This is a genomic window from Kribbella yunnanensis, from assembly GCF_039529655.1.
Taxonomy (GTDB): domain Bacteria; phylum Actinomycetota; class Actinomycetes; order Propionibacteriales; family Kribbellaceae; genus Kribbella; species Kribbella yunnanensis.
Map to the genome: position 1 here is coordinate 1 of NZ_BAAANF010000025.1, position 13,232 is coordinate 13,232.

The following is a 13,232-nucleotide window of genomic DNA, read 5'->3' on the forward strand; positions in this document are numbered from 1 at the left end:
GGGGGTGGGTGGGTGGGTGGGTCAGCGTTGGTAGGCGCCGGCGTCCCAGGAGGTCAGGCCGGTGAGGGGCTTGCCGGCTAGGTCTTCGGGGTAGCCGGAGTTTTCGGCGCGGCCGATGGCGGGGCTGCCGGCTTTCAGGCGGAGGTCGGTGGCGCTGGTGTAGAGGGGGTCGGCTTTGACAGAGCGGGCGCCGAGGGTGAACTGGTAGACGGCACCCTGGTAGACGCCGCGGTCCTCGTCGGCCGCGTCCGCCGGGTTGTGGGTGTCGAAGGAGTCGTCGTAGCCGACCTTCTTGCCGACCTTGACGATGTTGTTGCGCAGCTTGAGGATGCCGGGGCCGCAACCCTGGTCGCAGCTCCAGCCGTCGCCGTTCGGCAGGTTGACGGAGTTGTTGATCGCGAGCGTCCGGCGTACCGGGCCGATGTGGCTCTGGGCACCGCGGGTGATCAGGAAGGTGCCGGACGGCTTGGTCGAGGTGACCGAGTTGTAGGCGAAGACGTTGTCGTCGGACGTCTGACCGGCCTCGTGACCGAGCTCGGTGAAGGTGTCGTTGTCGGCGGTCTTGTTGTACTCGATGTGGTTCCGGTCGCCGTTGAAGATCTCGACCGCGGCACCGTCGTACCCGTAGTCGTGGCTGGTGTGGAAGCTGCCGCTGATGGTGTTGTGGCGGATCTTGTTGTCGTCGCCGTGCACGAGGATGCCGAAGGCACCCGAGTCGTCGTCGGGGTGCGTGTCGTCGTCGACGCTCATCTTGTTGTTGTTGACGAGCGTGCTCCAGCGGATGTCGTTCCAGTCCGAACCGTCGGTGATGGAGATCCCGGCGACGTTATTGTCGGCCTGCACGGTGTCCAGCACGATGCTGTCGCCGAACAGTTCGAACCCGGCCCAGTTGCAGCCGCTGGCGCGGAGATCACCGATGAAGATGTCGTCGCCGGTGACGTTCACACAGTTCAGCACCGGACCACCGATCTTCGGTAGCGCGCCGGAACCGTAGGCGCCGACGGTGATGCCGTTGCGCGACAGGTTGAGCGACCCGGTCCAGGACGAACCTCGCTTGAACAGGATCTGCTGACCCGGATCGAAGGCGTAGCCGTTGACCTTGGCCAGGCTCTTCCAGGGTGTGGTCTCGCTCGTCCCGGAAGCGGCGTCGTTCCCCGCGACCGAGTCGATGTAGAAGATGGTCGGCTCCGCAGCGGGTGCCGTGAGGAGGGAGGCGGAGAGGAGGACAGGACTCAGGAGGGCGGCGAAAGTGAGCACGTCAGCCAGTTTTCGGGCGACTGTCGACCCCCGTCAACGAGTCGTCTTGGCCAGTTCTCACCGTTGTCCACTTCTTACCTCTGGCCCGCCGTCACCAGTCCCGCGTCGTACGCCAGGATGACCGCCTGTACCCGGTCCCGCAGACCGAGTTTGGCCAGCATCCGGCTGACATGGGTCTTCACGGTGTGCTCGGTCAGGTGCAGTTCGTCCGCGACCTCGGCGTTCGAGTTGCCCTTGGCAACCAGCACCAGCACCTCCCGCTCCCGAGCAGTCAGTACGTCGATCCGCGCCGCCACCGCTGGATCCAGGCGGGTGTCGGCGAACCGGTCGATCAGCCGCCGGGTCACCGGCGGCGCCAGCAACGCATCGCCGGCCGCGATCACCCGGACGGCGTTGATCAGCTCATCCCGCGAGGAACGCTTCAGCAGGAACCCGCTGGCCCCGGCGCGCAGGGCGTCGTACACGTACTCGTCGAGGTCGAAGGTGGTCAGGATCAGCACCCGCGGTCCCCCGGCGAGCTGCCGAGTGGCCTCGAGCCCGTCCATCACCGGCATCCGGACATCCATCAGTACGACGGCCAGGTCGAGGATCGCAGCCGCCTGCCGGATCGCGTCCGCGCCGTCGACCGCCTGGGCGACCACCTCGATATCGGGCTGCCCGTCGAGGATCATCGCGATCCCGTCCCGGACCAGATCCTGGTCGTCGACCACCATCACCTTGATCGGCCGATCGTTCACCGACGACCACCGACCGGCATCCACGCATCCACAGTCGTGCCCGCGCCCGGCGTACTGCGGATGTCCAGCGTGCCGCCCTCGATCCGGACCCGCTCCCGCATCCCCGCCAGCCCGTGCCGGTTCCCCCGACGCGCCGCGGCGACGTCGAACCCGACCCCGTCATCGGTCACCTCGACCCGCACCCCCGTCTCCTCGCTCCGCACCGCCACCCGGACCCCGGTCGCCCGCGCATGCTTGACCACGTTGGTCAGCGCCTCCTGCACCAGCCGGTACGCCGTCACCTGCTGACCCTCAGGTGGTGTCTCGAGATCACCCTGCAGGTCGAGTTCGATCGGCAGGTGGTCGTCGGAAACGTCCGCGACCAACTGTGACAGGTCGGAGATCCCGGGCTGCGGAGCCAGTTGCGGATCGGCGATCCCGTCCTCATCGCGCAACGTCGACAACAACCGGTCCAGCTCGCTCAACGCCCGCCGCCCGGCATCCCCGATCCGCTGGAACCCCGCCAGTACGTCGGCCTCCCCGCGCCGTACGAGATCCGGCCCGGTCTCGGCCTGGATCACCATCAGGTTCACCGCATGCGCGACCACGTCATGCAGATCACGAGCGATGATCGCGCGCTCGGTGAGAACAACCTGCTCAGCCTCGAGCTCCTCAGCCGCCCGCTCCAGCTCAGCCTCACGCCGCGCCGCCTCACGATTCCGCCGCAACTGCCGAACCGCGATCGCGGCGAGCACCGGCAGCAGCAGGATCAACGAGAGTGTGACCGGCCAGATGTTCTGCGCGATCCCGTCGTACGTCGAGTTGTGCAGCACGGTGTTCCACGTGTAGTCCCAGCCGCGGCGCTTGATCTCGGGGAAGATCAACTGCAGGTACCTGACCCGCATCACCCGCGTGATCAGCGGCAGCAGGATCAGTACGCCGATTGCCACCGGCAACGTCCAGCGCAAGCTCCGGGACTTCTTCGGGGTGACGACGAGCCAGTACAACGCCACCCCGAGCGCGGCGTACAGCGGGACGTAGTGGGTGTACGACTGCCAGTTCGCGATCAGGCTCGCCGCGGTCAGCACCACCACCGGAACCACCGGCCGACGTCGGAACACCAGCACCAATGCGGCCGCTGCGACACCCCACGGCATCCAGCTCGGCGCGCTCCACCATCCGCCGTACAGCAAGTCCGTGCGGACCTCGACCAGCGTCATGCCCGCGAGCGCGCCGGCCAGCAAGGCGTATCGGACCCAGGAGTCGACCGGATCGACGAGGTACGCACGCAGGTCGGCCCAGCGCTGACGAGCCGGTACGACGTGCGCTCGATCCCGCCGTACGAGCAGGAACGCCATGGCCACGACGGCGATCAGGGCCACCCGCGGCCAGGGCACCACAGCAGGCGCACCGGCGGCCACGATGTTCTCGAAGAGCTGGGACAGGTTGCCGCCGAAGGAATCGTACGGACGCAGGATTTCTGCGACGGCGACCCGGGCCACGTCCAGCACGATCGGGATCAACACCGATCCCGCCGTGACGGCGATCACGGTCCGCTGCCGGCACCGGCCGGCCAACGACCACAGCGCGAGGACGATGCCGACGTACAGGAGCCAGGGCGCCTGGCCGAGTGCGACGGCCAGGTACGCACCGACGACCAGGCCGGGCAGTGCGAGCGCAGGCTCGATCCGGCGGATCGCGATCAGCAGCGGAAACAGGATGAGGATCACCCGCAGCCACAGCCAGTCGCCCGCCTGCCAGTGGGGACGCGACTGCAGGCTGACCATGGCGGCGAACGCGATCGCGGAGTCGATCCTGAGCGCGCGCCGGCCGGTCAGGAGTTCTTTCACCTGACCATTGTGGCGGCGGGACGGGCCGGAAGCCGTCACTCTCAGGAGTGACACTCGGCCATGGCGGCCCATACCCCGCGGTGAGCACGGTCCATACCTGGCGGCGATGTGGCGACCCGGGTCTCGCCGGGATTGTCGAAGGCATGACGATCAGTCCTGTTCGCCCCGCCCATGAAGGGGCCGTTGGCAACGGCCGGATCACCCGCCCGGTCCTCGCGCTGAGTCTGGCCGCGGCAGCGTTCGTGGCCGTTTGTGTGGCGATCTGGCCGCCGACGAAGGATCTGTACGACCTCCGCGTCTACGTCGCCGCTGCGAAGGCCGTCCTGCACGGCCAGGACATCTACACCGCGCATCACGCATCCCCGGATCTGCTCGGCTACACCTACCCGCCGTTCGCCGCGCTTCTGATGGCACCGCTCGGCTTCCTCCCCACAGGTGCAGGCCGAGCGCTCATGACCGCGCTCTCCGCCCTTGCCCTGCTGGTGATCGGGTCGGTCACCTTCCGCGCACTGAAGCCGAATTGGTCGACCCACCAGGTGCTGGCGGCCGGAATCGCCTTAGGCGCAGCCGGTCTCGCGCTCGAGCCGGTGCGGATGACGTTCCACTACGGCCAGATCAACCTGATGCTGCTCGCGATCCTGATGATCGACCTCTTCGGACACCTACCGCACCGGTTCCGCGGCGTACTGATCGGGATCGCGACCGGGATCAAACTCACCCCCGGCATCTTCATCGTCTATCTCCTGGTGACCCGTCGCTATCGCGAGGCGGCCACGGCCGCGGCTACGACCGCCGCCACGATGCTGGTCGGCTTCCTGGCGATGCCGGACGCGGCCTGGAAGTTCTGGAGCACGTACGTCTTCGACCCGACCCGCCCCGGCTCCAGCACCCTGGTCACGAACCAGGCCTGGCGTGGCGTCCTCGGCCGACTGAACGGCGGCCCCCAGGGAGTCGAGCCGTTCTGGATCCTCGCGATCCTCGCCACCTTGGCCATCGGCTTCTGGACGGTACGGCGTGCCTTCGACCGCGGCAGATTGTTGGAATCCGTCCTGCTGACCGCCGCCGTCGGGCTGCTCATCTCGCCGATCTCGTGGAGCGCTCACTGGGTCTGGGCGCTCCCGGCCTGCGCACTGCTCTGGTCGCGCGCGACCACGGTCTCCCGCGTCGGACTTGCAGCGCTCACCACGGTCACCTTCGGGATCGGGCTTCCCTGGCTGGCGCCGTACCTGGACGATCGGGAACTGCATCACCACGGCTTCGAGCTGTATCTCGGCAACTCCTACGCAATCTGCGCGGCGGTGCTGCTGATCGCAGCTTGGCGGCGTCGCGCATGAGTAAGCGACGATTGGTGCTGCTGGCAATAATTCTGCCGATCCTGTGTCTCCTGCGCTGGCATCCCTGGTCGGCTGACATGAGCGATCTCGGCATCTACTACGCGGGGGCCCGCGGGCTCGTCAACGGCCAGGACATCTACACCGCGCATCTCACCTACTACCCCCACATCGGTCTCGGTTTCACCTACCCGCCGTTCGCCGCGCTGGTGTTCTCGCCGTTCGCGATCGGTCTTCCCTTCGCCCGCACATTGGTCACGATCGCGTCGGCGCTGTCGCTGCTGGTGATCGGGTGGGCCACGGCGAAGAAGCTCGGCTGGTCGACCGGCGTACTGATCGCGTGGGCCGCCTTGCTTTTCGAGCCGGTGCAGTCGACCTTCAGGCAAGGCCAGATCAACCTGGTCCTGCTGGCGATGCTGATGGTGGATCTACTCGGACTGATCCCTCGGCGCTACCGCGGCATCCTGGTCGGCGTTGCCACCGGCATCAAACTGACACCGGGCATCTTCATCGTCTTCCTGCTGATCACCAAGCGGTACCGCGAGGCCCTGGTTGCGAATCTGACCACGGCACTCACCATGGTGATCGCGTTCCTGGTGTCTCCCACCTCGACGATCGACTTCTGGACGAAGTACATCTTCGACCCGAGCCGCGTGGGCCCGCCGCACTACTTCAGCAACCAGTCGCTGCGCGGCGCGCTCGTACGACTCACCGGGGACTCACCCGCATGGTTGCTCGCGGCAATCATCGTGGCCGTCACCGGCCTGTACGTCGCGCGCCGGCTCCACGAGCGCGGTCTGGGTTTCGAGGCCGTCGTGGTGACCGGATTCACCGGGCTCGCGGTCTCCCCGATCTCGTGGACGAACCACTGGGTCTGGGCGATCCCGGCCGCGGCACTCGCCTGGCAGAACCGCGGCAAGCTGCGGTCCCTGCGGACAGCATTCTCCGCCACCTGGATCACGATCTTCCTGATCGGACTGCCGTGGTGGATGCCGTTCGGCAACGACCGCGAGCTGCACTACACCGCCGTACAGAGCGTGCTCGTGAACTCGTATCTGCTCTGCGCGCTGGCGTTGGTTGCCTTCGGCTACCGACTGAACTCCGAGGCGCGGATCCGGTACACCTGCAGGTTGAGGTCGTAGTACTTGTCCGTCTCGCCGACCCACTCCATACCGAGCCGACGGGCGGTGCCGATCGCGCGTTTGTTGTTCGGCCGCGCGACGGCGAAGAGCTCGTCGACGTCGTGGGTCTCGAACGCCCAACCCATCAACGCCTTACTCGCCTCGGACGCGAACCCGTTGCCCCAGGCCGACGGCCGCAGCTGCCAGCCGATCTCGAGATCCTCCTCATATGGCGGGAGCAGCCGGATCAACAGCCCGCCGATCACCTCGCCGTCCTCCTGCCGGACCACGGCCCAGCGGCCGGCCGGTACGACGAAGTTGGGCTGGGCCTCGATCCAGGCGGTCAGGATCATCCCCATGGTGGCCACGTCGGTCACCTTGTCGATAGCCGGCGAGAGCCACGGCGCCACCTCGGGCGAACCGTAGATCTCCAGCGCGGCCTCGGCGTCGTCTTCTTGCCAGTCCCGGATCAACAGCCGGTCCGTCTGCAGGCTCAGCGTCACCTGGCCAGCGTACGTCGCGGTCCAACCAGGCAAGTGTCCGGCAAATGAACGAGCAGAGATGAGAGCCGCAGGGTGGCCCGGTAGAGCGGACCACCCCGCGGGGGCCGAAGAACACCCGGGGGAGGGTGCGACTCCGGCTGTGGAAGTGTCGAGGGGGGATTCGACGACTTCCACCGGATCGGAGGCCCCGAGGGGTGGGGTTCGGGGAACCTCCGGTGGTTCTGTTGTGCACGCCGAGGTTCTCAGCGCTCGAGGATCAGCGCGGTCCGAGCTCCAGCGGCTGGGTGCGGATCCAGCGTGTCGTGGTCTGCTGGCGGCCCATGGCGATCACGTCGCCGGCGGGACCGGCCGAGAAGACCCTGCTGGAGGTGCTGCGTCGCGAGACGCCGACCCCCCGCTGAACCTCTGCCAGGAGCTGGTTCACCCGGGAACGCAGATCCTCTACTTCCGACTGTAGCGCGAGGATGTGCCGAATTCCCGCCAGGTTCACACCCTCGTCCTGGGACAGGTGCTGCACATACCGCAACCGCGCCACGTCGTACGCCGAATAGCGTCGCCCGCGGCCGGACGCCCGGCTCGGCACCACCAGGCCGAGCCGGTCGTACTGCCGCAGGGTCTGCGGATGCATACCGGCCAGCTGGGCCGCCACCGAGATCACGTAGATCGGGGTGCGGTCGTCCCAGGTCGGTACCTGGCTGAACGGGATGCCCATCTCAGGCGCTCCCGAACAACCCGGCGCGTAGATCAGGCTGGTCCGAGGCCGAGCTGAACTCCTGCAGCTTGGTGCGCTGCTCGTCGGTCAGCTCGTGCGGGACCTGGACCTCCAGGGTCAGCAACATGTCGCCCTTGGTGCCGTCCCGGCGCACCGAGCCCTTGCCGCGAACCCGGAGCTTGCTGCCATTCGCCGTACCGGCCGGAATCCGAACGGTGACCGGCAGGCCGTCGAGTGTCGGCACCTTGATCTCGGCGCCGAGGGCCGCCTCGGTGAAACTCACCGGGACGCTCAGTGTCAGGTGCTCGCCCTGCCGGCCGAAGATCCGGTGCGGCGTGACGTGCACGGTGACGTAGAGGTCGCCCGAAGGACCACCCCGCTCGCCGGCCGCGCCCTTGCCCTTCAGCCGGATCCGCTGGTTGTCCTGGACACCCGCCGGGATCCGGACCTGCATGGTCCGGCTCGACTGGCCGCGGCCGGAGCCGTGGCAGGTCTCGCACGGCTGGTCGACGACCAGACCGCGTCCCTTGCACTCGGTGCACGGCTCGGTCATGGCGAACACGCCGCCCTGGACCGAGGTCTGCATGCCCGTGCCTTCGCACTTCAGGCAGACCTTGGGCACCGTCCCGTACTTCGCTCCGGTACCGCGACAGGTCTTGCAGGGCTCGTCACTGGTCATCCGCAGCGCGACCGTGACACCGTTCACGGCCTCGGCGAACTCGATCGTCGCCTCGGTCTCGATGTCCTGCCCACGCCGCGGCCGTGCGGTCGTCGTGGAGGTCGAGGACCGCCCACCACCACCGAACATGCCGCCCAGGATGTCGCCCAGACCGCCACCGGCCCCGGCTGCGCCACCGCTGCCACCACGGTTGAACAGGTCGCCGACGTCGAAGTTGAACCCGCCGCCCTGCTGACCACCGCCCGGCATCCGGAAGCCGCCGCTGCCGAACAGCCGCCGCGCCTCGTCGTACTCCTTGCGCTTCTTGGTGTCCCCGACCACGTCGTACGCCTCGGAGACCTCCTTGAACTTCGCCTCCGCTCCAGCGTCACCCTGGTTGGAGTCCGGGTGGTACTTCCGCGCCAGCTTGCGGTACGACTTCTTGATCTCGTCCTGCTCGGCGGTCTTGGAGACGCCGAGGACCTTGTAGAAATCCTTCTCTATCCAGTCCTTCGTGCTCACTCGACGCCTCCCCTCCCGCTACTCGGACTTGTCCGCAGCCTGTTCGTCATCTGCCGTGCTCTCTGCCGGGGCTTCCGGCAGCTTCTCGGTCGGCTCCGAGACGGCCACCCGGGCCGCCCGCAGGATCCGCTCGCCGTGCCGGTAGCCCGGCTGCATCACCATGGTCGCGGTCGGGCCGTCGACCTCGTCGGAGTAGTTGTGCAGCAGCGCCTCGTGGATGCGTGGGTCGAACGCGTCGCCGGGCTCGCCGAACTTCACCAGGCCGAGCTTCTCGGTGACCCGCTCCAGCGATTCCGAGACCGCCTTGAACGCGCCTTCGAGCTCGCCCGCCTCGCGGGCGCGGCCGACGTCGTCCAGGATCCCGAGCAGCTCGGTGAGCACGGTGCCGATGACGAGCTCACGGCTCGCCTCGCGGTCCCGGTCCACCCGGCGCTTGTAGTTCACGTACTCCGCCTGCAGTCGCTGCAGGTCCGCCGTACGCTCCGAGAGGGCCTCGGTGAGCAGGGCTTCCTGGGCCGACGGACCGGTCAGCGACGACACGTCGTCCGGAACTCCCGCGGGAGCCTGGTCAGCAGGCTCCCGCACGTCACCGGTCTCCGGGTCGATCCGGCGCTTGTCCCGGACGACGGGGTCACCGTCGCCGAACTCGCCGCCTGTGGGTCGATCCGTCACTTGTCCTCCGCCTTCTTGTCCTGCGGCCGGTCCTCGTCCACGATCTCGGCGTCGACGACATCGTCGTCGTTGTTGTCCGCCTTGGCCTGGTCATCAGCCGGCGCGCCGTCCTCGGACCCGCCCGCGGCCTGGGCGTTCGCGTACATCGCGGCGCCCATCTTCTGGCTGGACTGCGACAGCTTCTCCGACGCGGCCTTGATGGCCTCGTCGTCGGTGCCCTCGAGCGCCTTCTTCAGCTCCGCGACGCCGTCCTTGACCTCGGTCTTGACGTCGTCCGGGACCTTGTCCTCGTTCTCGGACAGGAACTTCTCGGTCTGGTAGACCAGGCCCTCGGACTGGTTGCGGGACTCGACGGCCTCGCGGCGCTTGCGGTCCTCCTCGGCGTACTGCTCGGCGTCGCGGACCATCTGGTCGATGTCGGTCTTCGGCAGCGCGGAGCCACCGGTCACCGTCATCCGCTGCTCCTTGCCGGTGGCCAGGTCCTTGGCGTTCACGTGCACGATGCCGTTCGCGTCGATGTCGAAGGTGACCTCGATCTGCGGCACGTTCCGCGGCGCCGGCGGCAGGCCGGTCAGCTCGAAGTTGCCGAGCGACTTGTTGTCGCGGGCCATCTCGCGCTCACCCTGGTAGACCTGGATCATCACCGACGGCTGGTTGTCCTCGGCGGTGGTGAAGATCTCCGAACCCTTGGTCGGGATCGTGGTGTTGCGCTCGATGATCTTGGTGAACACGCCGCCCTTGGTCTCGATGCCCAGGCTCAGCGGGGTCACGTCGAGCAGCAGGACGTCCTTGACCTCACCCTTCAGCACACCGGCCTGCAGGGAGGCGCCGACGGCGACGACCTCGTCCGGGTTCACACCCTTGTTCGGGTCCTTGCCACCGGTCAGCTCCTTGACCAGCTCGGCCACGGCGGGCATCCGGGTGGAGCCACCGACGAGGATGACGTGGTCGACCTTCGACACGTCCACGCCGGCGTCCTTGATGACGGCCTTGAACGGCGCGCGGGCGCGCTCGAGCAGGTCGGTGGTGAGCTTCTGGAACTCGGCCCGGGAGAGCTTCTCCTCCAGGTGCAGCGGGCCGGAGTCGGTCAGGCTCAGGTACGGCAGGTGGATGCTCGTCTCGGCCGCGGACGACAGCTCGATCTTGGCCTTCTCGGCGGCCTCGGTGAGGCGCTGCATGGCCATCTTGTCGCCGGACAGGTCGGTGCCGTTCTTGTTCTTGAACTGGGTCACCAGCCACTGCACGATCCGCGCGTCCCAGTCGTCACCACCGAGGTGGTTGTCACCGCTGGTCGCCTTCACCTCGAAGACGCCGTCACCGATCTCCAGCAGCGACACGTCGAACGTGCCACCACCGAGGTCGAAGACCAGGATGGTCTGCTCGGTGCCCTTGTCCAGGCCGTAGGCCAGCGCGGCGGCGGTCGGCTCGTTGACGATCCGGTGCACCTTCAGGCCCGCGATCTCGCCGGCCTCCTTGGTCGCCTGGCGCTGCGCGTCGGAGAAGTAGGCCGGCACGGTGATGACCGCGTCCGTGACCTGCTCCCCGAGGTACGCCTCGGCGTCCCGCTTCAGCTTCTGCAGCACGAAGGCGCTGATCTGCTGCGGGTTGAACTTCTTGCCGTCGATGTCCACGCTCCAGTCCTCGCCCATGTGACGCTTGACGGAGCGGATGGTGCGATCCACGTTCGTGGTGGCCTGGCGCTTGGCCACCTCGCCGACCAGGACCTCGCCGTTCTTGGCGAAGGCGACCACCGAGGGCGTCGTGCGCGCTCCCTCGGCGTTGGGGATGACGGTGGGCTCGCCACCTTCCAGTACGGCGATGACGGAGTTCGTCGTACCGAGATCGATACCGACCGCGCGGGCCATGCTTTACCTCCACGAGTTGAGTGATACAGACTCAATGTTGCCGTTCGGTCGCCCGGTATTCAAATCCGTGACTGAACAAACTTGAGTTCACTGGACTCAACATTGCACAGGCTCCAGGTCATTCCCAAGGGCGATCCCGGATTTCGGGGTCCCGGCCGGGGTCCGGCCAGGGGAACCCCTCCCTGGAATGGGCCTTCCATGGGACGCTGACCAGGTGAAACTCCGCCCGCTCGTTCCTGCCGATTACGCGTCGGTGCTCGCCCTCAACGCCACCGCGGACGGACTGGTCGACCCCCTGGGCCTCGACCGCCTCGACTGGCTCCGACTGATCGCGGCCCATGCCGTGGTCGTCGAGGACGACGGCCGCCCGATCGGCTTCGTCCTCACCTTCACCCCGGGATCGGCCTACGACGGCCTGGAGTACGGCTGGTTCACCACGAACTACGCCGACCAGTTCCTGTTCGTCGACCGCATCGTCATCGATGCCGACCGGCGCCGCCAGGGCGTCGCCTCCACCGTCTACCGTGCCATCGAACGCGCCGCCCAACCCTTCGCCCGAGTGGTCACCCGGGTCCGTTCCGACCTGGCCGACACCTCCGGCCTCGCCTTCCACACCGCCCGCGGCTACACCCAGGTAGGCACCCGCCCGAACCCGAGCGGCGGCACCATGGCCCTCCTGGTCAAGGAGCTGTAGACCCCCGAAAATCTGCGGAAAACCGGGAAAGACCTCCGTTTCCCATTGACGCCTCACGGCTGCCCCAGGAGGCTTTTGCGACGTGCCCTGAACGCCCAATCTCGGCACCTCGAAGGGGGTAGTCCCGCATGAACTTCCGCCACTTCACCCTGCGCTCGATCGCCGTCGGCTCGGTCATCCTGATCAGTACGACGGTGCTCACCGCACCCGCTGCCATGGCCGGCCACGGCCGTGGCGCGGCTAGTGGAATCCTGAACACCCGCACCTGGAGCGTCTGCGTCTCCGGATGGACCGACGGCCAGAACGGCTCGCACTACGCGATCAGCCAAGTCAGTGCCACCGAGGTCAACGCCAGCAGTGTCCACTGCCCTGGCTCCTACAACGTCTCGTCGTACGCCACCAGCTATCCGGACAGCTGGTACGGCCTGACCTCCTGCAACGCCTGGTCCGGATCGCGCTGCGCGTCGAAGTCGGTCAAGCTCAACGGCCGCACGATCGGCACCACGACCCAGTGGCGCAAGACCGCGACCCACGAGTTCGGTCACGTGGCCGGCCTCGGCCACCGCGACGGCGTCAACTCGACCTGTATGGCGTCCGGCGCCGCGCCGCCGATCGTCACGTACTTCGACCAGCACGACAAAGACTCCATCAACGCGAACTACTGAGCCCGGCGGAAAGGAGAACTCCGATGAACACCCATTCGAAGATCGCCGCTGCGCTCGGTGCCCTCGCACTGTCCGCAGCCCTGGTCGGCTGTGGCTCTGACGCGACCCCCGCGGCCGCGGACCACGACCACGCCACCCACCAGCACAACGACCGCTCCCTCTACCAGCACACCGACGGAACGGAGGCGAACACGGACACCGACGACAACCTGGCCGGCGCCGACCTCAAGCAACTCGCCACCGCCTCCGACCTGGTCGTCCGCGGCAAGATCACCAAGGCGAAGAAGGACGTCCTGCTCGCCAAGGGCGACCCGACCGCGAAGTACACGGTCTTCACCACCCAGGTCACCGACCACGTCCGCGGCGTACAGGCGAAGGAAGTCGACTTCGCACTGCTGACCGAGATCAGCGGCTCTCCCATCGTCGTCGAACAACGGCAGACGCCGCGCGTCGGCTCGGACGTGATCCTGGTCCTGACCAAGATCGCCCCCGAGTTCAACCACGACGGCTACGTCCTCACCAACCAGAGCGGCCTCCTGGTCGTGAACAAGAACGGCACCGTCGCCTCCGGCCTGGAGGACTCCTCCCCGGTCTCGAAGCAGACCGAGTCCCTCCGCACCGCCGAGCAGGTACTCACCGAGCTCCGCTCCGCCGGCTGACGACCAG

General features: G+C 67.5%; 13 protein-coding genes. 5 read left to right on the forward strand and 8 right to left on the reverse strand.

What is annotated here, in order from left to right:
* Positions 1 to 21 precede the first annotated feature (21 nt).
* From ABD231_RS36065 to ABD231_RS36075, 3 genes are all read right to left on the reverse strand, one after another.
* Entirely contained in the window at positions 22 to 1,257 is a 1,236-nt protein-coding gene (locus ABD231_RS36065; protein WP_344162722.1) for a right-handed parallel beta-helix repeat-containing protein, read from the reverse strand.
* A gap of 74 nt (positions 1,258 to 1,331) precedes the next feature.
* Entirely contained in the window at positions 1,332 to 1,994 is a 663-nt protein-coding gene (locus ABD231_RS36070; RefSeq protein ID WP_344162724.1) for a response regulator, read from the reverse strand.
* Positions 1,991 to 3,823, reverse strand: coding sequence for a sensor histidine kinase (locus ABD231_RS36075; RefSeq protein ID WP_344162728.1), 1,833 nt, complete (start codon positions 3,821 to 3,823; stop codon positions 1,991 to 1,993). Before ABD231_RS36075 ends, ABD231_RS36070 begins: the two co-directional genes overlap by 4 nt.
* A 143-nt stretch (positions 3,824 to 3,966) precedes the next feature.
* On the opposite strand from ABD231_RS36075, the gene ABD231_RS36080 reads away from it, so the two are divergent.
* Together ABD231_RS36080 and ABD231_RS36085 are read left to right on the forward strand one after the other, a co-directional pair.
* The gene (locus tag ABD231_RS36080; protein WP_344162731.1) at positions 3,967 to 5,157 is read left to right on the forward strand and encodes a glycosyltransferase 87 family protein; all 1,191 of its coding nucleotides are present in this window, start codon (positions 3,967 to 3,969) and stop codon (positions 5,155 to 5,157) included.
* The gene (locus tag ABD231_RS36085; protein ID WP_344162734.1) at positions 5,154 to 6,296 is read left to right on the forward strand and encodes a glycosyltransferase 87 family protein; all 1,143 of its coding nucleotides are present in this window, start codon (positions 5,154 to 5,156) and stop codon (positions 6,294 to 6,296) included. Before ABD231_RS36080 ends, ABD231_RS36085 begins: the two co-directional genes overlap by 4 nt.
* Here the strand turns inward: ABD231_RS36085 and ABD231_RS36090 are convergent.
* The 5 genes from ABD231_RS36090 to dnaK all read right to left on the reverse strand — a co-directional run bounded on the left by ABD231_RS36090 (position 6,242) and on the right by dnaK (position 11,207).
* A complete protein-coding gene (locus tag ABD231_RS36090) occupies positions 6,242 to 6,778 on the reverse strand; it encodes a GNAT family N-acetyltransferase (RefSeq protein ID WP_344162736.1) in 537 nt (178 codons plus the stop codon). The genes ABD231_RS36085 and ABD231_RS36090 overlap by 55 nt on opposite strands.
* A gap of 256 nt (positions 6,779 to 7,034) precedes the next feature.
* Positions 7,035 to 7,490, reverse strand: coding sequence for a heat shock protein transcriptional repressor HspR (locus ABD231_RS36095; RefSeq protein WP_344162739.1), 456 nt, complete (start codon positions 7,488 to 7,490; stop codon positions 7,035 to 7,037).
* A gap of 1 nt (position 7,491) precedes the next feature.
* Positions 7,492 to 8,670 carry a molecular chaperone DnaJ gene (dnaJ, locus tag ABD231_RS36100; RefSeq protein WP_344162742.1) on the reverse strand — a complete coding sequence of 393 codons (1,179 nt, stop codon included), beginning with the start codon at positions 8,668 to 8,670 and terminating at the stop codon, positions 7,492 to 7,494.
* An 18-nt stretch (positions 8,671 to 8,688) separates the two neighbouring features.
* Positions 8,689 to 9,342 carry a nucleotide exchange factor GrpE gene (gene grpE, locus ABD231_RS36105; protein WP_344162744.1) on the reverse strand — a complete coding sequence of 218 codons (654 nt, stop codon included), beginning with the start codon at positions 9,340 to 9,342 and terminating at the stop codon, positions 8,689 to 8,691.
* The gene (gene dnaK / locus ABD231_RS36110; RefSeq protein ID WP_344162747.1) at positions 9,339 to 11,207 is read right to left on the reverse strand and encodes a molecular chaperone DnaK; all 1,869 of its coding nucleotides are present in this window, start codon (positions 11,205 to 11,207) and stop codon (positions 9,339 to 9,341) included. The genes grpE and dnaK overlap by 4 nt, the downstream gene beginning before the upstream one ends.
* A gap of 214 nt (positions 11,208 to 11,421) precedes the next feature.
* On the opposite strand from dnaK, the gene ABD231_RS36115 reads away from it, so the two are divergent.
* The 3 genes from ABD231_RS36115 to ABD231_RS36125 all read left to right on the forward strand — a co-directional run bounded on the left by ABD231_RS36115 (position 11,422) and on the right by ABD231_RS36125 (position 13,225).
* On the forward strand, positions 11,422 to 11,901 hold the full coding sequence (locus tag ABD231_RS36115; protein ID WP_344162750.1) for a GNAT family N-acetyltransferase: 480 nt from the start codon (positions 11,422 to 11,424) through the stop codon (positions 11,899 to 11,901).
* 128 nt (positions 11,902 to 12,029) lie between these two features.
* On the forward strand, positions 12,030 to 12,566 hold the full coding sequence (locus tag ABD231_RS36120) for a hypothetical protein (RefSeq protein WP_344162753.1): 537 nt from the start codon (positions 12,030 to 12,032) through the stop codon (positions 12,564 to 12,566).
* Between the two features lie 23 nt (positions 12,567 to 12,589).
* Positions 12,590 to 13,225: a hypothetical protein gene (locus ABD231_RS36125; protein WP_344162756.1), complete on the forward strand. Its 636-nt coding sequence runs from the start codon at positions 12,590 to 12,592 to the stop codon at positions 13,223 to 13,225.
* The last annotated feature ends 7 nt before the right edge of the window (positions 13,226 to 13,232 follow it).